Raw genomic sequence first — 22,290 nt, forward strand, 5'->3', positions numbered from 1 at the left:
GGGCGCGAAGCGCGTCTCGAAGGATGAGGGGCGATCGTCGCCGTCATCATCCCAGTGACACTCCTGCCTTGGCGCGGCTGATCCCGAGGGCCAGGATGCGCTGCAGGAGAGCCGGATATTTGAGCCCGTCATGTAGAGCGGCCGTCGCGAACTCCTGGCTCTTGGCGATCTCGGGATTGGGATTGGCTTCGATGAAATACGGCGTTCCGTCGGCGGTGAGGCGAAAATCGATGCGCGCGTAGCCGTCGAGGCCAAGCGTCCGATAGATGCGTTTCGCGGCCCGCTGGATCCTGGCGGTCACTTCCGGCGCCAGATCCTTCGCAGGCCCGTCGACGATGCCGACCTTCTCCTGATAGTCGGTGTCGTGCTTGGCCTTCTCAGTGGCGATATGCCGTGACGAGCGGCCGCCCATGCTGCCGAATTTCAACTCCCAGATCGGCAGAACACGTAAGCGGTTGTTGCCGAGCACGCCGACGTAAAGCTCTCGCCCCTCGATGAACTGCTCGGCGATGGCGGCGGATTCGACCCGCTCGTGGATGAAGGCAACCCGCTCGGCCAGCTTTTCGTCGGTGTCGACGATCGAGGCTTGCGAGATGCCGAACGAGCCATCCATGTTCAGGCTCTTGACGATCAGCGGCAGCGCAAGACGCGTCGGGCGTTTCACTTTGCGGCGCATCGGGAAGACAGCGAAGGCCGGCGCGGCGATCCGGCGGTGATGCACCAGCGTCTTGGACAGATCCTTGCCGCGGGCCAGGGTCAGGCCGCGCGGATTGCACCCGGTATAAGGGACCTTCATCAGTTCGAGATAGCTCGCGATGTGCTGGTCGAAGGCGACGTTGTTGTGGAATTCCTCCAGCAACGTGAAAACCACGTGCGGCTTGAACTCCTCGATCGCCTCGCGCACCGGCCTGATTTCCTCCTGCGCGCCGAGCGGTCGAACCTCGTGGCCGGCGGCACGCAAGGTGCTCACCACGTCGTACTCGGTTTTCCACGCATTGATCTCCTGCGGGCTGTATCCGTCGGAGGAGTCCGGAGGCAGGAAGTCCGGATGCATGAGAACCAGAATGCGCAGACGTCTCATAGCGCGATCCATTTTCGTCGAGACGGGCCAAACATCGTGTGCATCGTCTTGGCGGTCACGAGGACGATGAAGTCGAGAACGAGCTTCTGTTCAGGGCCGACGGCACGCAGATCGAGCTCGCGACAGCGAGAGATCATCTCGTCAAGCACGGCATCGAGCGTAAGCTGATTCTCGCCGGTCCATCGCGAGACCAATTGCCTGATCTGGGAGCGGTGGCGCCTGATCAGGGCCGAAGCCGGCTTTGAGCGGTGATGCCGTGGATCGGCTGAAAACAGCCGGGAGAGATCGCGGTCGTAGGTCTTGGGGGGTGTGAAGGCGTAGAACGCCTGCTTCTTCTTGTAGTGCTCTTCGAGCGTCTGGCTGAGCCGACCCAGCGTATCGACACGCTCCCGAGTCGCGATCGGCGGCCGCTTTCCCGCGATCTCGCCCATCAGCTCGTCGACATATTCGAGCTTCTTCAGCGCCGGCCAACCAGCATATCGCGTCCGCCAGTTCGAACGGGGCCGCAGCCACACCGCAAAGGTCTCGGCGAAATCCTCGTCCGGATGGCTCTGCGCATACCACAGCCGCAGATGCTGGACGTAACGCCTGCTCGCCGGATTGGGCCGGTAGTAGCGCGGGTAGTGTTTCGACGACGGGCCGAACAGCTGTTGCCAGCGCCGCCGGCGCTGCAGCTGGTAACCGTGCTGGATCGCGTGGCCCGCTTCGTGACGGAGGATGGCCATGCACTCGCGCCATGTTCCGCCCTCGACGTCGAACATCATCTTCTTCTCGAGCTTCATCAGGCGGGGATGAGCGAGATAGAACGGAATGGCGATGCCGGGAACGCCGCCCGGACTGAACCATTCGCTCGACATCCAGGTGTGCGGCCGCAGCCGGATATCCCGTTCTTCCAGCTCCTCATAGAGCGTGCTGACGCAATCCTCGAGCCAGGTGCCTTCGACCGTAACCCTCAGGCTGGAGAGGCGTTGCTTGAGCAACTCGTCATCCGACAGCTTCTCCCAGGCAAATTTCCGGCGTGGCATCGGGCATCCAGAGGGCAGAGATGACTCGGGATTCGGATGATGTCATGGGCGGTCGTTGGCAACAACCCGGGGGCTGCCTCGTAAGGGACGTAGACGCTCGCACTCCCTGTCCCTGCAAGCGGGGCAAGGTAAGAAACCTCAGTCGAACAGGCTCGACACCGACTCTTCCGCCGCGGTGCGCGCGATCGCGTCGGAGATCAGGCTGGCGATCGGCAGCGTGCGGATGTTCGGCGCCTTACTCACCGCCTCGGTCGGCAGGATCGAGTCGGTGATCACCAGCTCCTTCAGCCTGGAGTTTGTGATCCGGGCGGCCGCGCCGCCGGAGAGCACGCCGTGGGTGATGTAGGCGTAGACGTCCTTGGCGCCCTTGGCGATCAGCGCGTCGGCGGCGTTCACCAGCGTGCCGCCGGAGTCCACGATGTCGTCGATCAGGATGCAGGTGTAGCCGGCGACGTCACCGATCACGTTCATGACCTCGGATTCACCCGCCCTCTCGCGGCGCTTGTCGACGATCGCGAGCGGGGTGTTGATGCGCTTGGCGAGGCCGCGTGCGCGCGCCACGCCGCCGACGTCGGGTGAGATCACCATCGTCCTGGAGAGGTCGAACTTGTCCTTGATGTCGCGCACCATCAGCGGCGCGGCGTAGAGGTTGTCGGTCGGGATGTCGAAGAAGCCCTGGATCTGGCCGGCATGCAGGTCGAGCGTCATGACGCGGTCGACGCCGGCCTGCGTGATCAGATTGGCGACGAGTTTTGCCGAGATCGGCGTGCGCGAACCCGATTTGCGGTCCTGCCGGGCGTAGCCGAAATAGGGCAGCACAGCGGTGATGCGGCGCGCCGAGGAGCGGCGCAGTGCGTCGGTGATGATCAGCAATTCCATCAAATGGTCGTTCGCCGGGAACGAGGTCGACTGGATGACGAAGGCATCCGAGCCGCGCACGTTCTCCTGGATCTCGACGAAGATCTCCATGTCGGCGAAGCGCCGTACCACCGCTTTGGTCAGCGGCAGGTCGAGACCTTGCGCGATGGCCTGCGCGAGAGCCGGATTGGAGTTGCCGGCGACGAGCTTGATGGAGCCGTTCTTGGCCGACATGGACGCTTCCTCCCGCGCTTTGCTGGACACGATGTTCAACATCAAACAATACCCACTGGAAGCACGGTTACGACGGGCGAGGAAATATCAGGCCGGGGGCTGCAATGGCAACCCGGGACGCTACGTTTTCCCTGCGAAATCCCGAGTCCGGCCAACGGTTTGGCCGGAAATTGGGGCCGTGGTTTCGCGGGGGTTATCGCTCGGCATAGCCCAGCGCCGAGGCCGGCATCTCGGCCGCCGGAGCCTCCGGGATCACGCTCGCCACGGCCGGCCCGCGCAAGCCGGGAGCCGAGTTCGGCGCATCCGGCGTGCCGTTGATCATGTTGGAAAGTCCGCTGAATCCGGCCTGGGCGATCTTCCGCAGCACGAGGTCGTCGGCCGCGCTCCAGGGATCGCGGCCGCCCTTGGCCGCGGTCGGTTCCTCGCCGGAAAGGCGCAGCGCCCGCTGCTGGTTGGCGTCGTAGACGTCCCAGACCCAGGCGATCACGGTCTTGCCGCGCACGATCTGGGCGGAGAGGTAGCTGCGCACGCGGTAGGCAGCCGTCCCCTCGCGGGAGACCACGGACAGGCTGCGCAGCTTGGATTCGGTGTCGAGCACGCCGACCATGCGGTCGAACACTTGTGGTGGCGGCCCGTCGATCGATTCGAACGCCACTGTCGCGCCGGAGCCGGCGCTCGGCGCCATCGCATGGGAGTTCGCGGCATCACCGCCACCGGCACAGCCGCCAAGCGCGGTCGCAGCCGTCAGCAGCATGACCGCCAGCACGCGCGAACCCGCGCGGCGCAAGATGAATGACGCGTCCCTCATTATGGAGGGCAGCGATATCGTTAAAATCGATTAAGGTCTAGGGCGGGTGCGCCACAGGCCACTGTCATCGCGCGCAGGCATCGCCCCGGAATGACACGGGGTTGCCCTTGTGTTCACGCTTCGAGCGCGATCGCGTGAACGTGGCGGCCGTAATCCGGCTCCTTGCGATGCACCGAGCGGCGGTAGCTGAAGAAGCGTTCGTCGGCGTAGGTGTCCAGACCGAGATCGTCGATCATCAGGATGCCCGCGGCTTCCAGACGCCTGCGGATAAAGCCGGCGAGGTCGAACATCGCGTGGCTTTCGCGCACCGACGGGATGAAGAACATGGCGTTGTCCGCATCCGCCTCGATGAAGCGCGCCACGAACTCGTTGCCGACTTCATAACTGTCCTGGCGGATCAGCGGGCCGATCGCGGCGATGATGCCGCTGCGCGAGGCGCCGAGTTTTTCCATCGCTGAAATGGTCTGCTCCAGTACGCCGGTGAGCGCGCCCTTCCAGCCGGCATGAGCGCCCCCGATCACGCCCGCCTCGGAATCGACGAACAGCACCGGCCCGCAATCGGCGGTGGAGACGCCGAGCGCAATGCCGGGCACCTTCGTCACCAGCGCATCGCCCTTGGGCCGCGGCCCGCTCGGCCACGGAGCGTCGGCCACGAGCACGTCGGGCGAATGGATCTGGTGCAGGCTGAGAAAGCGTTCCGGCGCGACGCCGACATGCTCGGCCATGCGACGGCGGTTCTCCGCGACAAGGGCCTGATCGTCGTTGGAGCCGAGCCCGCCGTTCAGCGCGGAATAGATGCCGCCCGAGACGCCGCCCTCCCGGGTGAAGAAGGCGTGGCGCAGGCCCGGCACCGCCGACAGCAGCGAGGAGGCAACCGTCATGAACCGTCTCCGGCGCGTTCGAGATCGCTGAGGCCCGCAAGCCCCGTCAACCGCGGCTCGGAGATGCCGAGCACCTTGAACATCGAACCCATGCCGCTGCGCCCGGTTTCAGTCAGTCGCTTGAGCGCGATTGAAATGTCGGTGGCGACGTCGGGCGCCGCCTTCTGCATCAACGCGCCTGCGCGGGTCTCGATGCCGACGCGTTTGAGGAAATCGCCCTGGGTCACCGGCCCGTGCACGCGGGCGCCGACGTCCTCCGCCCCGCGCGCGAGCGCCTGGAAGTCGACATGGGCCGTGACGTCGGCCTGGCCCGGCGCCTTCAGGGGATCGGTGAAGGTGTGGCGCGCGATCGCCTGGAAGGTGTCGCCGGCATCGCTGCGCAGATGGCCGTAATCGATGATCAGCGCGGCGCCGTCCTGGTCGCGCACGCGGCTGGCGAGCTTCATGATCTCCGCATCTGGCCGCCATTCGAACACGGCCCCGACGGGCGCGGCGCGCACCAGAGGCGGCAGCAGCACCTCGAAGCGCGGCGTCGGCTCGGCCGCCGCGCCGAATTGAAGTTTTCCGTTGGCGTCGACCTCGATCACGCGCTCGTGCCAGCCGTTCTCGTGACGGACCATCTGGTGGATCGGCAGCACGTCGAAATATTCGTTGGCGAGGATGATGCTCGGTCCCTCGGGCACGTCGTCGATGCTGTCGTGCCAGGCGATGTTGCGGACGCCCGACAGCGTCGCACTCTGCCGCTCGCGCAGGACCGGATTGACTTCGACCATGTGGATATGGAGCGCCTGATAGAGCGGCGGCAGCACGCGGAGCGCACGCAGCGCATCCGCCATCATGGTGCCGCGGCCGGGACCGAGTTCGATCAGCCGCAGGAATTGCGGCGAGCCCATCTGCTTCCACACCGAGGCGGTCCACAGGCCCAGGAGTTCGCCGAACATCTGGCTGACCTCCGGCGCGGTGGTGAAGTCGCCTTCTCGTCCCAACGGATCGCGCGAGACGTAATAGCCATAGCGCGGATGCATCAGGCACAGTTCCATGTACCGCCAGACCGGCATGGGGCCTGAGGATTTGATCAGCGCCTTGATCTCGTCGAGTAACGGCTGGTCGGTCACGGCCTATCTTCTCAAAAGGAATTAACGAATAGCCCCTGCGGGCTCGGGCGAACCGCGCCTCACTGCCAATACAATAAGTATGCCGCCCACAATAAGCATCGGGATCGACAACAGCATGCCCATGGTTAATCCGCCCCAGAGGAAGCCGAGCTGGATGTCCGGTTCGCGGAAATGCTCGCCGGCGATCCGGCTCAAACCATAGATCAGGATGAAGGCGCCGAGGATCATGCCCGGCCGCTTCAGGGCGCCGAAGCGGATCATAATTGCGAGGGCCGCGAACAGCAAAATGCCCTCCATGCCGGCCTCGTAGAGCTGGCTCGGATGGCGCGGCAGCTGGGCGGGATCGTTGGGGAAGATCATCGCCCAGGGCAGCTCCGGGTCGGCGGCGCGACCCCACAATTCGCCGTTGATGAAATTGGCGATGCGGCCGAGCAGCAGCCCGACCGGGGCGACGGCGGTGGTGATGTCGCCGAGCGACAGGATCGAGATGCGGTTGCGATAGGCGAACCACATCACCGCGACGACGCAGCCGAGGAAGCCGCCGTGGAAGGACATGCCGCCTTCCCACAGCCTGAAGATCGCGGCGGGATGATCGATGAAGAAGGGCAGATTGTAGAACAGCACATAGCCGGTGCGGCCGCCGAGGATGATGCCGAGCGTGACCCACAAAATGAAGTCGTCGATCTGCACCAGCGACATCGGCGCCGGGCCGCCCCACAGGCGCTCTTTCTTCAGGAGCGAGCGCGCATAGAGCCAGCCGAACACGATGCCGCAGATATAGGCCAGCGCATACCAGCGGATCGCGAACGGACCGATCTCGATCGCGATCGGCTTGAAAGCGGGAAAGTCGATGAGCAGAAAGGGCATCGCGCCTTCTATGTCTAGACGAGATTGCGGCGATAGAGCGCCAGCAGACGCTCCCAATGCCGCTCGGCGGCGTCGCGGTGATAGACCGGACGCTTGGGGAAGGCGAAGCCGTGATGGGTGCCGGGATAGATCTCGACCTCGGCTTTGGCGCCGCTCATGCCCTGCTTCACCTTCTCGATGATCTCGGCGGAGGCGTAGATGTCGGTCTCGGCGCAGGCGAAGTAGAGCTCGGCCTTGGTCTTGGCTGCCGCGAGATGCGGGCTGTCGTTCTGGTCGGTTGCGAGCTGCGTGCCGTAGACCGAGGCGGCGGCCTTGACGCGATCGGGGAAATGCGTGGCGGCGTTGACGGCGTAGCGGCCGCTCATGCAGTAGCCGACGGTGCCGATCAATTTGGTGTTCGCGGCCGCCTGGCCCTCGGCATAGGTCAGCAGCGCGCGCGTGTCGTCCATGATCATGGGGATCGTGAGCGATCCCATCAGCGCGAACATGCGCTTCCGCTCCGGCGCGTTCGGATCGGCCGGCAGCGCGCCGAGCTCCATCACCCCGGAACGGTAATAGAGGTTCGGCAGCATCACGTAATAGCCCGATGTCGCGAGCCGGCGCGCCATGTCGCGCAGCTCTTCGCGGATCGCCGGCGCGTCCATGTAGAACAGGATGACCGGAAACGGCCCGCCGCGTTCGGGATGGCTGATGAAGGTTGCGGTGTGACCGTCCTTGGTGGGGATCGCGATCTGCTGGTCGATCATCTCGAGCGCCTTTTGTGATTCTTCTTATGCAGGGACGTTGAATACGATTGCAAGGAAACCGGGGCATGACAAGGATACCGCCGATCGGCCCTTGAACCGGCCCAAACGGATTGCCATTGTCTTCCCGCGCGTTCGCGCAGAGTTCATCGAAAGCCGCCAGGAGACCGACATGACCCAGACCAACAACCGGTTTTTCGACGAGATCGGCCGCCTGATGAACGATGCCGCCGGTGCCGCGCAGGGCGTCAAGCGCGAGTTCGACACGGTGATGCGCACCCAGGCCGAAAAATTCCTGCGCGACATGGACCTGGTCAAGCGCGAGGAGTTCGAGGCGGTCAAGGACATGGCGCGCCTGGCGCGTGGGGAGAACGAGGCTCTGAAGGCGCGCATCGCGGCGCTGGAGGCCAAGCTCGGCGGGTAGGGAGGGAATCGTAGCCCGGATGGAGCCAACGGGTCGGCGCGAAGCGCCGCCCGATGACAGGCTTCGCGCAATCCGGGGTGTTCCAGCGGCGTAGGTCCCGGACCACGCTGCGCTCCGTCCGGGCTACTGACACCTTCCGGCAGCCCATTCTCCTTGTCATTTCCGCGTCTTCCGGGTAAAAGCCCGCCACGTCCGCAGCCCCCGCACCCCTGGAGGCTTGCTGCGGCGTATGTCATGGGCCGCGTTGCGGCCCATTAACTTTTGCAAAAACAAGGACTTAACGTTATGGCGACCGTCAAGGAATTGAAGGCGACCGCACGTCCGAAGAGCGGCAAGGGGGCCGCCCGGGCTGAGCGTCGCGCCGGGAGAGTGCCCGGAGTGATCTACGGCAACAACCAGCCCCCGCTGACCATCTCGGTTGACGATCGCGAACTGCGCTCGCGCATCCTCGCCGGCCGGTTCCTGACCACGCTGGTCGACATCGACCTCGAAGGCAACAAGCACCGCGTGATTCCGCGCGACTACCACCTCGATCCGGTCAAGGACTTCCCGATCCACGTCGACTTCATGCGGCTCGGCGAAGGCGCCACCATCCGCATCAGCGTTCCCTTGCACGTGGTGAAGGCTGAAGGTTCGCCCGGCGTGAAGCGCGGCGGCGCCGTGAACATCGTTGCGCACGCGATCGAGCTCGAGTGCGGCGTGGAGAACATCCCGCAGTTCATCGAGGCCGACGTCGGGTCGCTCGAAATCGGCCACTCGCTGCATCTCTCCGACATCAAGCTGCCGGCCGGCGTGAAGGCGCTGACCGCCGAGGACGCGACCCTCGTCACCATCGTGCCGCCGTCCGGCTACGCCGAAGAGCAGAAGGCCGCGGCTGCTGCTCCGGCTGCGGGTGCTGCTGCTCCGGCGGCTGGTGCTGCTCCGGCTGCGGGTGCTGCTGCTCCGGCAGCGGCTGCCAAGGCCCCGGCTGCCAAGGCTCCCGCCGGCGGCGACAAGAAGAAGTAATCTCTCAAAGCTGGCGCGCGGTCCCTGACCGCGCGCCGAGCGAGGGGCGCGCCGCGTCATGCGACTGTTTGTTGGGCTCGGCAATCCCGGCCCGAAATTCGCACGTAACCGGCACAATGTCGGCTTCATGGCCGTCGATGAGATCGCGCGGCGTCATGGTTTCGCGCCTTGGCGCCGCAGGTTTCAGGGCGAGACCTCGGAAGGCACGCTCGGCACCGAGCGCGTGATCCTGCTCAAGCCGATGACCTACATGAATGAGTCCGGCCGCAGCGTTCAGGAAGCGGCAAGCTTCTTCAAGATCGCGCCGGGCGACGTCACCGTATTCCATGACGAGCTCGAACTGCCGCCGGGCAAGGTGCGGGTGAAGATCGGCGGCGGCATCGCCGGCCACAACGGCCTGCGTTCGATCTCCGCCCATATCGGCAACGAGTACCGCCGGGTGCGGCTCGGCATCGGTCACCCCGGCGTCAAGGAATTGGTGCACGGCCACGTGCTGTCGGACTTCGCTAAAGCCGACAACGACTGGGTGGCGACGCTCTGCGACGCGGTGGCCGAGCACGCGGCACTGGTTGCCAAAGGCACCGACGCGACTTTCGCCAACAGGGTGCACCTCGCCATGCAGGCGAAGGGATTTTTGACCAAGGACGACAACGGCAAGGAATAACGCTCGTGGGATTTAAATGCGGGATCGTCGGATTGCCCAATGTCGGCAAATCGACCTTGTTCAACGCGCTGACCGAGACGGCCGCGGCGCAGGCGGCGAACTATCCGTTCTGCACCATCGAGCCGAATGTCGGCGAGGTCGCGGTGCCGGATCCGCGGCTCGACAAGCTCGCAGCGATCGCCAAGTCGGGCCAGATCATCCCGACCCGGCTGACCTTCGTGGATATCGCCGGCCTCGTGCGCGGCGCGTCCAAGGGTGAAGGCCTCGGCAACCAGTTCCTCGCCAACATCCGCGAGGTCGACGCCATCGCGCATGTCGTGCGCTGCTTCGAGGATTCCGACATCACCCATGTCGAGGGCAAGATCGCCCCGCTCGCCGACATCGAGACCATCGAGACCGAGCTGATGCTCGCCGATCTCGACAGCCTCGAGAAGCGCGTCGACAATCTGTCCAAGAAGGCCAAGGGCAACGACAAGGACGCCAAGGAGCAGCTCGACCTCGTCAATCGCACCCTGGTGCTGCTGCGCGAGGGCAAGCCCGCGCGCCTCGTCGAGCGCAAGGCGGAGGAGGAGCGCGCCTTCGGCATGCTCGGCCTGCTGTCGTCCAAGCCCGTGCTCTACGTCTGCAACGTCGAGGAAGGCTCGGCCGCATCAGGCAATTCGTTCTCGAAGGCGGTGCAGGACCAGGCTGCCAAGGAAGGCGCCATTGCCGTTGTCATCTCGGCAAAAATCGAATCCGAGATCGCCACCATCTCACGTGACGAACGCGCCGACTTCCTGGAGACGCTGGGTCTCGAAGAGGCCGGCCTCGATCGCCTGATCCGCGCCGGCTACACGCTGCTCGACCTCATCACCTATTTCACGGTGGGCCCGAAGGAAGCACGTGCCTGGACCATCTATCGCGGCACCAAGGCGCCGGGCGCGGCCGGTGTGATCCACACCGACTTCGAGAAGGGGTTTATCCGCGCCGAGACCATCGCGTATGAGGACTACATCACGCTCGGCGGCGAAGCCGGCGCCCGCGATGCCGGCAAGCTCCGCCTCGAAGGCAAGGAATACGTCGTCGCCGACGGCGACGTGATGCATTTCAGGTTCAACACGTAAGATTCCGGAGTTCGTGCCCCGGACGCACCGTCCGGGACACGGAAGCCTCACCGTACCCCGCCGCCCTGATCCCTGATCGCGCCGAGATGCTCGTTGATGCGGAAAATGATCAGGATCAGCTCCGCGATGATGCGCGAGAACACGATCCCGACGACGACGCTCGCGATCGACGACAGCAGCATCAGGAAGCCGCCGAACGGGCTGATCGCCATCATCGCGAGGCCGGAGAAGATGCCGGAGAGGCCGAACAGGCAGATCAGCGCGATCACCAGCCAGTAGAAGGTCTTGATGATCGTCGGCGTGATGAAGCGGTCCCATTGAAACAGGTCGCTGAATGAAAACATTGCTCTCCCCAGGGCAATTCAGGTGTTGTCGGGCCTTGCAAATGGATCGCGGCCCCTGCTCGATCCGACTCAAGACCAACGCCGTGCGCCGAATGTAGCACGAGCCATGCGGGCCGGCGGGTTGAGATTGCCGCAAAGTGCGGCCACAATCTGTCATTCCCTCAAACCTTTCCCAAGATGACCCTGACCTTCGAAGATTTCCCGCCCGGCCGGTTCGGAACATTCGGCCCGCGCCATGTCACGCGCGACGAGATCGTGGCCTTTGCCGCCGAGTTCGATCCGCAGCCGATGCACCTCGACGAGGAGGCCGCCGGCAAAAGCATGCTGCGCGGCCTGTCCGGCTCGGGCTGGCATCTCTGTTCGCTGATGATGCGGATGATGGCCGACGGTTTCATTACCCGCGCCGCTTCGCTGGGATCTCCCGGCGTCGATGAGGTGCGCTGGCTGTCGCCGCTCAGACCCGGCGACGACCTCATGCTCGACGTCGACGTCGTGGAGGCCCGCACCTCGAAGCGCCGACCGGAGCTCGGCATCGTCAAGTTCAAATGCACCGTGCGTAACGCCAGGGGTGAGGCGCTGTGCGAGATGACGTCGCCGATCCTGATCAAGCGGCGCGAGGGAGCGGTCTGATGCCGTTTTTCGAGGAGATCGAGATTGGGCATCGCCGCGAGATCGGCGCCTATACGTTCACGGCCGAGTCGATCAAGACATTCGCCGCAAAGTTCGATCCGCAGCGTTTTCACCTTGACGAGGAGGAGGGCAAGAACTCGCTGTTTGGCGGGCTCGCGGCCTCGGGCTGGCATGTCGGCTCAGCCTGCATGAGCCTGCTTGTCGCCGACGGCCAGCGTCTGGCGCGGGAGGCCGCCTCGCGCGGCGAGGAGGTCGCGGTATGGGGGCCGTCGCCGGGCTTTCGCGACCTGCGCTGGATCAGGCCGGTGCTCGCCGGCGACATCATCACCTACGTCAACGTCGTCATCGACAAGCGCAGCTCCGCCTCGCGACCCGGCTGGGGCATCCTGACTGCGCGCACCACCGGCACCAACCAGCGCGGCGAGGACGTCTACGCCATCACCGCCAGTGCTTTCGTGCCGATGCGTGCGAACGGCGGTTAGATTCGTTCCAGGATGAACGGCAAAAACAGCGCGCAAGTGTTGCCCCCGCGCTATGGACGCGATTCCGGGTGGCTGCCATAAGCCTGCGCAACATGGTTTTCCCGCGAAGCAGTTGGGGGAACCATCGAGTTGCTAACCAATTATGAACCTGTCGCTGTCTATTTGAACGAACTGGGCAGAGTACAGGGGACGAGGACCATGGCAGACCGCGGCGCACTCAAGCTGGTCGGATTCATCTTTGCTACCGCGACGCTGGCCGTGATGCTGGTCGCGGGCATGGTGGTGAAGGGCTATGCCGACGGTGCCTACACCTTGGAAGCTTCGACCGTGGAAGCCGCCCGGTAAGACTTCGTTAACTCCGCGGGGCCGCAACGCGGCCTCCGCCTCAGCGGCTATAGACGAACGCCAAGATCGCGATCGCAACCGCCAGCAATCCGACAAAACGCAACATGATCGTGCCGAACTGGTTCGGCGCGGGCTGTAGCGGTATCGGGTCCGTGGTGTCGGGCCGAATGCTTTCCATGACATGTCCCCAGGCCCGGCCGCGATGGCAAGAGCGCTTGGCGTTAGTCGCCGGGTGGATGCGGGAAGTTCAAAATCCTCCGCTGTCGTGCCCCGCGAAAGCGGGGCATCCAGTACGCCGGGGGGCTCTCGGTTCTAGCCTCGCTGCCTCTGGAATACTGGATCACCCGCTCCAGTGCGCAATGCGCACAAGGCGGGTGAAGACACTTTTCATGGGGCGCGTGCGCACCGTCGCACACCCACGAATCCAAACCGCCGCGCCCCTTTCGGAACGCGGCGGCTGGTGATGCGTGATGTCAGCGATCAGCTGTTGCGCAGGCCGTCGGCGGCGCGCTTCCACTGCGAGACGTTGTCGGCGATCATGCGGGTCGACTTCATCGCGGCCTGGCTGAGCTGGGCGTAGCCGGAGATCTCGCGCTGGACGCGCTGGCCTTCCGCGTGGAGCAGGTCGCGCAGGCTCTCGAGCTCGGAGATCAAATTCTCGATCTCGGCAAGCGAGGTGCCGGCGACGCGCTGGATCAGCGAGTTGACGTTGGTGACGGTGGCCTCCGCGCTCGGATCAAGCGGCGGCGCGTCCGTGGCGGTCGCTGCCGGACGGCGCAGATAGGCGATGTCGTTGCGGACGAAGTCACGGATGCCGGCTTCGACTTCCGTCACTGCGGCGAGGTTGGTGTCGATGGTCTCGGTCTCGGTGCCTTCGGTCTTTTCCGGACGCATGGCGTTCATCGTTATTCCCCTGTTCGCGTTGAGCGCAGCGCGAGTGTCCCCCGCACGACGACGTCAGTCTGGGACTAGGGCGTCGGATTTTGGCCGCAACTTGGCCGAGGTGCGGCAAGGGCGGTCCATTCGTGGGCTTTGCCGTGGCGTATGGTTACGGGAGTCTGAACGCAGCCGCGCCGAACTTTCTGGTTCCTCATGGTGAGGAGCGCGAAGCGCGCGGCGGACGGCGCTGCGCACCGCCGCGAGAACCATGCAGGCCCGGCTCTCGCAATAGGGCCTCGATCCTTCGAGACGCGCTCCGTTGGAGCGCTCCTCAGGATGAGGGGGAGAGTGGACCTACCAGCTCTTCTTGAAACCCGCCGTCAGGCTCTTGTTGATCGCCCCTTGCGAGGTTTCGCCGACCGAGCCGGAGACGGTGACGTTGTCGAAGAGCTTTTGTTCGGCGCCGACCTTGCGCAGCCATTTGTCTTCGGTGGTCGACAGCGACTGGCCCGCGGTGATGCTGGTGCCGGTGTCGGTGAGGGTGACCTTGGCCGACTGGTCGGTCTCGTAATTGCGCGTGATGTGACCGCCGACGCCGGGGAGCGCCGTGGTGCCCTGCTGGTTGACGCTGTAGCCGTTCTGCAGCGTCAGCGACGTGTCGCCCGACAGCGGCACCGACTTGATCAGCGAGGCCCCGAGCTTGCTCTGCTCGGCGCCGGGATCGACGCGGGCCTCCACAGCGGTCTTGTCCCAGATCGCGCCCGCGCCGGGCGCGGTCGCGGCCGCCCAGGCGCTGCCGGACGACTGAGGCACGCTGCCGCCATTGGTGGCCTTCTGCGCCAGCAGCTCGGACATCGTCCGCGGCTCGCTCGTCACCGTCATGTCGGCGCCGATGCGGGCGTCCCAGAATGAGGATACCGACTGCTTCACCGTCACCGCCGAGGAGCCGTTGGCGTTGGCGTTCGTCGCCCAGTTCAGCCCGTCCTTGGCGGCGGCCTGGGCGCGCTTCTTGGCGGCGATGATGTCGTTGAGCGTGCCGGCGTCGATCGCGAGCTGGCCCCAGTCGAGCTTGTCGACGTCGATGCCGCTCAGCACGTCGGGGTCGTTGACGTCGGGGGCCTCCGCCGTCTCGGCCTCGTCGTCAGGCGCTGCGGCGGGGCCGGGGGAGAAGGGCGGAATGATCTGCGCCGACACCGTCAGCACCGAGCCCAAGATCAAAGCGGCCGCCAGCATCGGCAGCTTGGTCCAGCTAAACCCTGTCGCGAATTCCATCGTCCTGCCCGTCAGCCCAGTCCCGCCGAGGATGCGGAACCATCGTTGCGAAATTGTGGCGGTTCCATCAAACGCGAACCAACGGGCCGCGCGAAAGGCGCGCGCCCGATGGCGAGCTTCTCCACGATTGCATCCGGCGGGGCTGGAGGCCAGGACGCGTCGCGGAGAGCATCAGCCATCGGTCCCGAACAGCGGGGCCCGTTGGTGTTCCGTTCAGCCGACGCTGGTCATCTTCGGCAGATGAATGGCGCGGCCGAGTGCCTGCTCGACCAGATCAAACGTGTCGATCAGCACACGCATGCTGGTGAGCTTGCCCGCCTTGAACTGGGCGAACTGCGCCACCCGCAAGCTGATCGGCTTGCTGGAATCCAGCGCGGTCAGCGAATAGCGCAGCATCGAGGCGGCGGAATCGACGCCGAGCATGATGCTCTCGCGGTCGAAGCGGCGGACCTGGAAGTTGTCGGCGAACTGGCGGATGACGTCGAGCACGGCGTCCTTGCCCTGGCGCGCGCCGAGGAACGGAAACATGTCGATCGGGCCGTAGAGCGCCCACTCGACGTCCTCGTCGATCAGGGCCTCGATGTCCTCGAAATGCCGGTCGTTGATCGCGCGGTGCAATGCGCGCGAGAAACGCCAGAGGCTGTGCTCTGTCATTTTGGGCAGTCCTGAAGCTGGCTTGCGAAAAAACGAAAAACAACCCCAAGCGCACAGGATAGGTGCCGCGGGGTCGCTCAACTCATTTGTATACGAACAAAATACGCCAATTCGGCCAAAACGCAATTCACGTTTTCGCAATGCACAATTGATCGCGGCGTGTGAGATTTACAATAGAACCCCGTATTTTCCCGGTCCGGGCCGGTTTGGAGAGAGCTAAGCCCCGTCCACCCGCTCGCCCACGATCAGCGGGCCGATCTCACGTTCCAGCACCTGCTGCACCAAGTCGTAGGAATCGATGATCTCGCGGATCTGCGCCACCTGGCCGTTGCGGAAAGTGTAGAATATGGCCATGTCGACCTGAATGACGCGGTCGTTGCTGCGCTTCCTGAAGAACACGCGCAGATAGGCCGCGACCGCGTCGCCTTCGGCGATGATCTGCGGCACCTCGTAGCGGACCTCGGCGTATCGCTCCTGCACGGTGCGCCAGAATTCGCCGAGCTCCTGCTTGCCGTGGCAGGGGCCCATGTGGGGCAGCACGTCGATCGGCGCGTGGGTGAGGAAGTCGACGTCGTCGGTGCAGCACGACAGCGCCGCCTCGAGATCGCTGCGCGCGATCGCGTCGAGCAGATGCAGCACACGCTGGCGATTGAGCTTCTCGACCGTCATTCCGCCCGTCCTCATTGGCCGTGTGGAGCTTGCGCCGAGCTAACGCGCGGCCTCGGATACCGGCAATCCGCAAAACCACAGGGGATATTGCAGACCATATGACGCGCAAGCGCAATGCCAGGTTCATGGCTGCAATTAAGGATTGAGCGACCGGGCGCCTGCACGAATTCGCGTGGCTGGGGTGGACGCAGGAAGCGAACGCGGAACCGGGACGGGCCCATGCCCGTTGAGGTCGCAACACCGCATCCGGAGACATCGATCCATGAAATCCCTCGCCGCCATCGCAGCCGTACTTCTCATCTGTGGCGCGACTTCCGCCGCCAACGCCAAGGGCTGCATCAAGGGCGCCGTCGTCGGCGGTGTCGCCGGCCACTATGCCGGCCATCACGGCGTCCTCGGCGCCGCCGCCGGCTGCCTCTACGGCCGCCACCATGCCAAGGAGCAGCAAGAGCAGGAGAGGCGGCAGCAACAGCAGAGCCAGGTGAACGGGCAGGGCAAGCTGTAATCGCTGGTCATTCGGGGCGCGCGCGCCTTGTTCCCGCAGAGGAAATGGGCGTGACGCATCTCACATCAGGCCCTCCTGATGGCGGCTAGATTCATCCGCATGTCCTCAGGGAGACGTGCCATGGCCGCCATCGCCAGAGTCAGAAAGTCCAGCCTGCATAACGCGCTCGAAGGCCTCGCGCTGACCGCGACGCTGCAGAGCTTCCCGACCTTCGCCGCCGCCGCCTTCCTGCTCAAGCTGGTCGGCAATCACGACCTGGTCGGCGATCCCGGCGTCGCCATCTTCGTCGCCATCGCTTCGCTCGCCCATGCGCTGCTTGCGGTGAGCTTCGGGCCGAGCTTCCCGACCTTCTTCAAGACCGTCTACGAACCAAAGTTCTTCGAGGCCCATCTGTCGCTCACCGACAAGATCACGGCATGGCGAACCCAACCGGTCGCCTCGTTGCAACTCATGACCATCGTGCTGCTGCTGTCCGTGATGGCCGTGGTGACGGCGAGCGTGGGGTGATCGCATAATGCCCTTCATTACCGCGTCGAAATCGGGCCCGCTCAACTGGCTCGAAGGCTTTGCGCTCACCGCGATCCTGCAGGGATTTCCAATCTTTGCCGCGGCGTCCCTGATGGTGAAGCTCCTGGGCAACCATCATGGCGGCAATCCCATGCTCACCATCACCATGGCGACGATCTTCTACAGCTTCCTCTCCATCTGGGCAGGATCGACATTCCCGGGATTTGCAAAGAACGCCTACGAACCGCTGTTCTTCGACGCCAGCCTGTCCTTCTCCGACAAGATCGCCCGCTGGCGCGCCAAGCCCGCGACGTCGATGCAATTGGTGGCCTCAGTGCTGCTGTTGTCGCTGCTGGCGGCAAGCGTGGGGTGAGCTCGCGTTCTCATCATTCTCGCCGCCATGAACAACCATCGGCGGCGCCGGCGCTCTGCACCCCTACCTCTTCTTCCACCCACCTCTATGCCCCGGCGCCCCTCCGCTCGACCGCGGCGATGGCCCGAACTCCGGCCCCGACTGCTTTGAATCCGTCGGTTGGATGATCCGGCTCTCGCCGCCGAACGGCTTTGAGGGCAGCGCGCGGTCGGCGCGAAAGGGCAGGGATTCCGGGCCGTGCATCTCGTCGAGATGCGGCTTGTGCACCTTCGAGCCGCTGCCGCCGCCGCTCGCCTTCAGCGCGGAGCTCACGGTCTTTTTCTTCATGGCGCTGACCGGCAAATTGGCGGCGTCGCCGTATTTCTTTGCTCCCGCATAGGCGCCGGCCTTGCCCTGCACCGTGCGCTGCTTGACGGTGGGATCGTCGACCACCGCGAGCTCGGTGGCGCGCAGGCGCTTGACCTCGTCCCGCAGGCGCGCGGCTTCCTCGAAGTTCAAATCGGCGGCGGCCTCGCGCATTCTCGTTTCGAGATCGCCGAGCACGGCCTCGAAATTGTGGCCGATCGAGATGACGTCGTCGGTCATGTCATGGCCGCCGATCTCGACCAGCACATGATCGCGCTCGTAGACGCTGTTCATGATGTCGCCGATCGACTTCTTGATGCTCTCCGGCGTGATGCCATGCGCCGTGTTGTACTCGACCTGCTTCTCGCGGCGCCGGTCAGTTTCGGCGATGGCGCGCTCCATCGATCCCGTCATCTGGTCGGCATAGAGGATCACCTTGCCGTCGACGTTGCGCGCGGCGCGGCCGATGGTCTGGATCAGCGAGGTCTCGCTGCGCAGGAAGCCTTCCTTGTCGGCATCGAGGATCGCGACCAGCGCGCATTCGGGAATGTCGAGGCCTTCGCGCAGCAAATTGATGCCGACCAGCGCATCGAACGCGCCGAGGCGCAGATCGCGTATGATCTCGATGCGCTCGATGGTGTCGATATCGCTGTGCATGTAGCGGACGCGAATGCCCTGCTCGTGCAGATATTCGGTGAGGTCCTCCGCCATGCGTTTGGTCAGCACCGTGATCAGCGAGCGATAGCCGGCCTGGGCCGTGGCGCGGACCTCGCCGACGAGATCGTCGACCTGGGTGCGGGCCGGACGGATGTTGACCGGGGGATCAATCAGTCCGGTGGGGCGGATCACCTGCTCGACGAACACGCCGCCGCTCTCGTTGATCTCCCAGGCGCTGGGCGTGGCCGAGACCGCGACCGTCTGCGGCCGCATCATGTCCCATTCCTCGAAGCGTAGCGGGCGGTTGTCCATGCAGGAGGGCAGCCGGAAGCCGTATTCGGCGAGCGTCGCCTTGCGGCGGAAGTCGCCGCGGAACATGCCGCCGATCTGGGGAACGGTGACGTGGCTCTCGTCGGCGAACACCAGCGCGTTGTCGGGCACGTATTCGAACAGCGTCGGCGGCGGCTCGCCGGGCAGGCGCCCGGTCAGATAGCGCGAATAGTTCTCGATGCCGGCGCAGCTTCCTGTCGCCTCCATCATCTCGAGGTCGAAGGTGGTGCGCTGCTCCAGCCGCTGGGCCTCTAGCAGGCGGCCCTGGTCGTGGAGCTGGTCCAGCCGCATCTTCAATTCGGATTTGATCGACTTGATCGCCTGCACCAGCGTCGGGCGCGGCGTCACATAGTGCGAGTTGGCGTAGATCTTGATGAATTCGAGCTCGTCCTGCTTGTGGCCGGTGAGCGGGTCGAACTCCTCGATGGTCTCGACGGTGTCGCCGAACAGGTTCACGCGCCAGGCGCGGTCTTCATAGTGCGCCGGAAAGATGTCGATGACATCGCCGCGCACGCGAAATGTGCCGCGGGTAAAATCGGCCTGGGTGCGCTTGTATTGCAGCGCGACGAGGTCGGCGATGAGCTGGCGCTGGTCGATGCGCTCGCCCTTCTTCAGGGCAAAGGTCATCGCGGTGTAGGTTTCGACCGAGCCGATACCGTAGATGCAGGACACCGAGGCGACGATGATGACGTCGTCGCGTTCGAGCAGCGCGCGCGTCGCCGAGTGGCGCATGCGGTCGATCTGCTCGTTGATCGAGGAGTCCTTTTCTATGTAGGTGTCGGTGCGAGGGACATACGCTTCCGGCTGGTAGTAGTCGTAGTAGCTGACGAAATACTCGACCGCGTTGTCGGGGAAGAAGCTCTTGAACTCGCCGTAGAGCTGGGCGGCGAGCGTCTTGTTCGGCGCCAGGATGATGGCGGGGCGCTGCGTGGCCTCGATCACCTTGGCCATGGTGTAGGTCTTGCCGGAGCCGGTGACGCCGAGCAGCACCTGAGAGCGGTCATTGCGATTGATGCCCTCGACCAGCTCGGCGATCGCGGTCGGCTGGTCGCCGCGCGGCTCGTAGTGCGACTTGATCTCGAATCGCACGCCGCCTTCGGACTTTTCCGGGCGCGGCGGCCGATGCGGAGTCCACACCCTGGTGGAGCCGTCGTCCTTGCGGAACTCCGGCCGGCCCTCGCGGATCAGCGATTCCAGCGCGTCGGCGGTCGCCTTGACGCCGAGCGCCTCCATCTTGCTGCGCGGCGGACGCGCCAGGGCTTCGGCATCGTCCTCTTCCGTGGGAAGACCGAGCTGACGCGCCAGCTCCGGATCGAGCGTCGGGATCGTGGCCGCGGTTCCGTAATTGGCCTGCGGTGCCTCGTCGAAGCCCGCGTCGCGGGCGCCGGGCGGCTGCGGATTGAGCCGCAGCGGCATCGGCCGCGTATTGTCCTGCGGAAACTCCTTCGGCGTCGAAGCGCGCGCGCGATGCGCGGCGGCCTCGCCCCCGGAGCGCCGGTCGCGCGAATTGTCCGGCGGCGGCTGCAGGCCGGTGCCCGATCCGAGCCCGGCATCGCCGCGATTGATTGCGGGATTGAGCAACTCGGCCAGCGCCGGCCCGATCGGCTGCACGTCGGGGCGAGACGCCTTGGAATTGGGCGCCTTCGCGTTCGGAGCCTTGGTCTTGGGGGATTTCCCGGATTTTTCGGAGGATGCAGGTTTCTTCGCCATGCTCCGAATATGGGGCGAGTCCGCCTCGCAATAAAGAGCGAATGCCCTTCCCGGATCAGACTGCTGACAGCAGGTTGGCAGCAGGATTGGATCGCCGGATCTTGCGATCAGGCCGCCGGCGACGCCCCCTCGTCGTCCCCGGCCGCCTGACGCGGCTCGAGGATGTCGAGGTGGATGCCGCCGCAATCGGTGCAGCGCATGGCCCAATACTCGCATCCGGCACGGCCGCCGATCACGCGGAGCACCGTGAGATCGCCGTCGCATTCCGGGCAGCTGGACAGCACATTGCGGGTGTAAATCCTCGGCCGCGACGTGTCTTCGAATTCGATGACTGACATGACCGGTTTCCCCCTTTGACCCTGCGCCGTTCCTTGGTTCGCTTGCAGTCCCGCTCGCCTATTCGTCGTCGCTGTCGTCGGCCCGCCGGCGGAATCGATCGATGTGATGCTTGGCATGGGCAATCGCGGCATCGGGATCGGGCCAGGCGAAGCCGACTTCCATGGCCGGAAACAGCACGCCGTCGATGGCAACCGGGCTGAAATCGGCACGCCGGATCCGGGCGTGCCAAAGTCCCTTGCCCGCTTCGAAGGATTCGATGTCAAAGCCGTCGTAGAGGGTCGTCATTGCAGTCCCCAAAATGTTTTGTTCGAGCGCCTTGTTGGAGGGTCAGGGGACCACATTTGCGGATTTCAGGATGTGAAGCCGTTCACAAGCGGCGGGCTTTTTTGCCCAAAGGGCGGCTGCAGCGTCAGTTCCGCGCGCTGGTGCGGCCGGTCCGCCGGACCGGACGGGCGGCGGGTTCCGACGCCGCGCGCATGATCCAGCGGCGGAACGCGGCAAAGTCGCGCTGCTCGGTCTGGAAGCTGCGATAGAGTAGGTACCAGCGCATGCCCTTGGGCACGGAGAGGTCGAATGGCGCGACCAGTCGGCCGGCGGCGAGATCGTCGTCGATATAGGGCCGGATGCCCATGGCGATACCGAGCCCGTCGGCGGCAGCCTGAAGCGCCTGGCCGTAGAACTGGAACTCCGGCCCCCGCGCGTTGATGCGCGCGAGGTTCGCGGCCTTGAGCCAGATCGGCCAGTCCTCGGGCGAATGCGCGACGCGGATCAGGCTAGGTCCCCTAAGATCGGCCGGGCGCTTCAGCGAGGAAGCCAGGCGAGGCACGCAGACCGGCGTGAGGTCGCCGGCGAACAGCGGCTCGGCGACTAGCCCGGGCCAGTCGCCGGTACCGAGCTGGATGCCACAGCTCCAGTCTTCGCCGAACGGCACCGACGCGCCGCCTGTGGTGAAGCGCACCTCGATGTCGGGCTCCTCGTTGCGAAACTCCGACAGGCGCGGGATCAGCCAGCGCATCGCGAAGGTGTGGCCGATGCCAATGGTGAGCACGCGGACGCTTGAGGGCGCCGTCACCTGGGCGGTGAGGCTTGCGAGCGCGTCGAAGATCGGGGTCAGCCCGCTCTGATAGGCGCGGCCCGCCTGCGTGAGAAGCAGCTTGTTGGCCTTGCGCTCGAACAGCGCGACGCCGAGCCGTTCTTCCAGGATGTGCACCATGCGGCTGACCGCCGCTGCCGATACGCTCAGCTCGAGGCCGGCCGCGGCAAAGCTGCCGGCCCGCGCCGCGGCTTCGAATGCCTTGATGCCGTTGAGAAACAGCAAGCGTCGCAAATGACCGACCCTCAGGAAAGCTGATGCCAGGCCAAGATAACTCATTTTGCGTAGACGGCGCAAGCGGGGCACGTTTCTCTTCGCTCGCGCCGCAAGCGGGGAGAAGGCCAACCG

Annotated in this window: 28 protein-coding genes; 10 read left to right on the forward strand and 18 right to left on the reverse strand. The window is 65.0% G+C overall.

The window, feature by feature from the left end:
* Nucleotides 1–46: 46 nt before the first annotated feature.
* The 8 genes from IVB41_RS06975 to IVB41_RS07010 form a co-directional block, all read right to left on the reverse strand.
* Entirely contained in the window at nt 47–1,081 is a 1,035-nt protein-coding gene (locus IVB41_RS06975; RefSeq protein ID WP_247428328.1) for an ATP-grasp domain-containing protein, read from the reverse strand.
* Nucleotides 1,078–2,106, reverse strand: coding sequence for a putative zinc-binding metallopeptidase (locus tag IVB41_RS06980; protein ID WP_247403879.1), 1,029 nt, complete (start codon nt 2,104–2,106; stop codon nt 1,078–1,080). The genes IVB41_RS06975 and IVB41_RS06980 overlap by 4 nt, the downstream gene beginning before the upstream one ends.
* Before the next feature lie 138 nt (nt 2,107–2,244).
* Nucleotides 2,245–3,198: a ribose-phosphate pyrophosphokinase gene (locus IVB41_RS06985; protein ID WP_007596822.1), complete on the reverse strand. Its 954-nt coding sequence runs from the start codon at nt 3,196–3,198 to the stop codon at nt 2,245–2,247.
* A 193-nt stretch (nt 3,199–3,391) separates the two neighbouring features.
* Nucleotides 3,392–4,006: a hypothetical protein gene (locus IVB41_RS06990; protein ID WP_247428349.1), complete on the reverse strand. Its 615-nt coding sequence runs from the start codon at nt 4,004–4,006 to the stop codon at nt 3,392–3,394.
* Between the two features lie 113 nt (nt 4,007–4,119).
* The gene (pgeF, locus tag IVB41_RS06995; protein WP_247428352.1) at nt 4,120–4,887 is read right to left on the reverse strand and encodes a peptidoglycan editing factor PgeF; all 768 of its coding nucleotides are present in this window, start codon (nt 4,885–4,887) and stop codon (nt 4,120–4,122) included.
* Nucleotides 4,884–6,002, reverse strand: a complete 1,119-nt coding sequence (locus IVB41_RS07000) for an SAM-dependent methyltransferase (protein ID WP_247428355.1) — start codon at nt 6,000–6,002, stop codon at nt 4,884–4,886. The genes pgeF and IVB41_RS07000 overlap by 4 nt, the downstream gene beginning before the upstream one ends.
* Before the next feature lie 21 nt (nt 6,003–6,023).
* Nucleotides 6,024–6,869: a prolipoprotein diacylglyceryl transferase gene (gene lgt, locus IVB41_RS07005; protein ID WP_247428358.1), complete on the reverse strand. Its 846-nt coding sequence runs from the start codon at nt 6,867–6,869 to the stop codon at nt 6,024–6,026.
* A 14-nt stretch (nt 6,870–6,883) separates the two neighbouring features.
* Nucleotides 6,884–7,615 (reverse strand): dienelactone hydrolase family protein, encoded by a 732-nt coding sequence (locus tag IVB41_RS07010; RefSeq protein WP_247428362.1) that lies wholly within the window; start codon nt 7,613–7,615, stop codon nt 6,884–6,886.
* A gap of 169 nt (nt 7,616–7,784) precedes the next feature.
* On the opposite strand from IVB41_RS07010, the gene IVB41_RS07015 reads away from it, so the two are divergent.
* The 4 genes from IVB41_RS07015 to ychF all read left to right on the forward strand — a co-directional run bounded on the left by IVB41_RS07015 (nt 7,785) and on the right by ychF (nt 10,808).
* Nucleotides 7,785–8,036, forward strand: a complete 252-nt coding sequence (locus IVB41_RS07015; RefSeq protein WP_247428365.1) for an accessory factor UbiK family protein — start codon at nt 7,785–7,787, stop codon at nt 8,034–8,036.
* A 285-nt stretch (nt 8,037–8,321) separates the two neighbouring features.
* Nucleotides 8,322–9,041, forward strand: coding sequence for a 50S ribosomal protein L25/general stress protein Ctc (locus tag IVB41_RS07020; protein ID WP_027565369.1), 720 nt, complete (start codon nt 8,322–8,324; stop codon nt 9,039–9,041).
* A 58-nt stretch (nt 9,042–9,099) separates the two neighbouring features.
* Nucleotides 9,100–9,705, forward strand: a complete 606-nt coding sequence (pth, locus tag IVB41_RS07025; protein ID WP_007614831.1) for an aminoacyl-tRNA hydrolase — start codon at nt 9,100–9,102, stop codon at nt 9,703–9,705.
* A 5-nt stretch (nt 9,706–9,710) separates the two neighbouring features.
* On the forward strand, nt 9,711–10,808 hold the full coding sequence (gene ychF / locus IVB41_RS07030) for a redox-regulated ATPase YchF (protein WP_027565368.1): 1,098 nt from the start codon (nt 9,711–9,713) through the stop codon (nt 10,806–10,808).
* A 47-nt stretch (nt 10,809–10,855) separates the two neighbouring features.
* Here the strand turns inward: ychF and IVB41_RS07035 are convergent, their stop codons facing one another.
* Nucleotides 10,856–11,152, reverse strand: a complete 297-nt coding sequence (locus IVB41_RS07035; RefSeq protein WP_007596805.1) for a DUF4282 domain-containing protein — start codon at nt 11,150–11,152, stop codon at nt 10,856–10,858.
* Nucleotides 11,153–11,329: 177 nt separating this feature from the next.
* Here IVB41_RS07035 and IVB41_RS07040 point away from each other — a divergent pair, with 177 nt between their 5' ends.
* The 3 genes from IVB41_RS07040 (at nt 11,330) to IVB41_RS07050 (ending at nt 12,609) form a co-directional block, all read left to right on the forward strand.
* Complete coding sequence (locus tag IVB41_RS07040) at nt 11,330–11,782, forward strand: MaoC family dehydratase (RefSeq protein ID WP_247428368.1); 453 nt, start codon at nt 11,330–11,332, stop codon at nt 11,780–11,782.
* On the forward strand, nt 11,782–12,264 hold the full coding sequence (locus IVB41_RS07045; RefSeq protein WP_247428371.1) for a MaoC family dehydratase: 483 nt from the start codon (nt 11,782–11,784) through the stop codon (nt 12,262–12,264). The genes IVB41_RS07040 and IVB41_RS07045 overlap by 1 nt, the downstream gene beginning before the upstream one ends.
* Before the next feature lie 198 nt (nt 12,265–12,462).
* On the forward strand, nt 12,463–12,609 hold the full coding sequence (locus tag IVB41_RS07050) for a hypothetical protein (protein WP_007596790.1): 147 nt from the start codon (nt 12,463–12,465) through the stop codon (nt 12,607–12,609).
* Between the two features lie 40 nt (nt 12,610–12,649).
* On the opposite strand, the gene IVB41_RS07055 is transcribed toward IVB41_RS07050, so the two are convergent.
* From IVB41_RS07055 to IVB41_RS07075, 5 genes are all read right to left on the reverse strand, one after another.
* On the reverse strand, nt 12,650–12,787 hold the full coding sequence (locus IVB41_RS07055) for a hypothetical protein (protein WP_197031095.1): 138 nt from the start codon (nt 12,785–12,787) through the stop codon (nt 12,650–12,652).
* A 302-nt stretch (nt 12,788–13,089) separates the two neighbouring features.
* Entirely contained in the window at nt 13,090–13,512 is a 423-nt protein-coding gene (locus IVB41_RS07060; RefSeq protein WP_007614810.1) for a hypothetical protein, read from the reverse strand.
* Nucleotides 13,513–13,842: 330 nt separating this feature from the next.
* Nucleotides 13,843–14,760, reverse strand: coding sequence for a hypothetical protein (locus tag IVB41_RS07065; protein WP_247428374.1), 918 nt, complete (start codon nt 14,758–14,760; stop codon nt 13,843–13,845).
* 213 nt (nt 14,761–14,973) lie between these two features.
* On the reverse strand, nt 14,974–15,414 hold the full coding sequence (locus tag IVB41_RS07070) for a nuclear transport factor 2 family protein (protein WP_247284320.1): 441 nt from the start codon (nt 15,412–15,414) through the stop codon (nt 14,974–14,976).
* A 216-nt stretch (nt 15,415–15,630) separates the two neighbouring features.
* Entirely contained in the window at nt 15,631–16,083 is a 453-nt protein-coding gene (locus IVB41_RS07075; protein WP_247428377.1) for a nuclear transport factor 2 family protein, read from the reverse strand.
* Nucleotides 16,084–16,345: 262 nt separating this feature from the next.
* Here IVB41_RS07075 and IVB41_RS07080 point away from each other — a divergent pair, with 262 nt between their 5' ends.
* The 3 genes from IVB41_RS07080 (at nt 16,346) to IVB41_RS07090 (ending at nt 17,468) form a co-directional block, all read left to right on the forward strand.
* Nucleotides 16,346–16,588, forward strand: coding sequence for a hypothetical protein (locus tag IVB41_RS07080; RefSeq protein WP_247357983.1), 243 nt, complete (start codon nt 16,346–16,348; stop codon nt 16,586–16,588).
* 120 nt (nt 16,589–16,708) lie between these two features.
* Nucleotides 16,709–17,095: a hypothetical protein gene (locus tag IVB41_RS07085; protein WP_247428382.1), complete on the forward strand. Its 387-nt coding sequence runs from the start codon at nt 16,709–16,711 to the stop codon at nt 17,093–17,095.
* Between the two features lie 7 nt (nt 17,096–17,102).
* Entirely contained in the window at nt 17,103–17,468 is a 366-nt protein-coding gene (locus IVB41_RS07090) for a hypothetical protein (RefSeq protein WP_027565363.1), read from the forward strand.
* Between the two features lie 63 nt (nt 17,469–17,531).
* Here the strand turns inward: IVB41_RS07090 and uvrB are convergent, their stop codons facing one another.
* From uvrB to IVB41_RS07110, 4 genes are all read right to left on the reverse strand, one after another.
* The gene (uvrB, locus tag IVB41_RS07095; RefSeq protein WP_247428386.1) at nt 17,532–20,510 is read right to left on the reverse strand and encodes an excinuclease ABC subunit UvrB; all 2,979 of its coding nucleotides are present in this window, start codon (nt 20,508–20,510) and stop codon (nt 17,532–17,534) included.
* Nucleotides 20,511–20,617: 107 nt separating this feature from the next.
* Nucleotides 20,618–20,848, reverse strand: coding sequence for a hypothetical protein (locus IVB41_RS07100; protein WP_247428389.1), 231 nt, complete (start codon nt 20,846–20,848; stop codon nt 20,618–20,620).
* A gap of 58 nt (nt 20,849–20,906) precedes the next feature.
* On the reverse strand, nt 20,907–21,134 hold the full coding sequence (locus IVB41_RS07105) for a hypothetical protein (RefSeq protein ID WP_007614796.1): 228 nt from the start codon (nt 21,132–21,134) through the stop codon (nt 20,907–20,909).
* 124 nt (nt 21,135–21,258) lie between these two features.
* Complete coding sequence (locus tag IVB41_RS07110; RefSeq protein ID WP_247282556.1) at nt 21,259–22,176, reverse strand: LysR substrate-binding domain-containing protein; 918 nt, start codon at nt 22,174–22,176, stop codon at nt 21,259–21,261.
* Between the last annotated feature and the right edge of the window lie 114 nt (nt 22,177–22,290).

It is taken from the genome of Bradyrhizobium sp. 44 (assembly GCF_023073095.1).
In the GTDB taxonomy this organism is placed as follows: Bacteria; Pseudomonadota; Alphaproteobacteria; order Rhizobiales; family Xanthobacteraceae; genus Bradyrhizobium.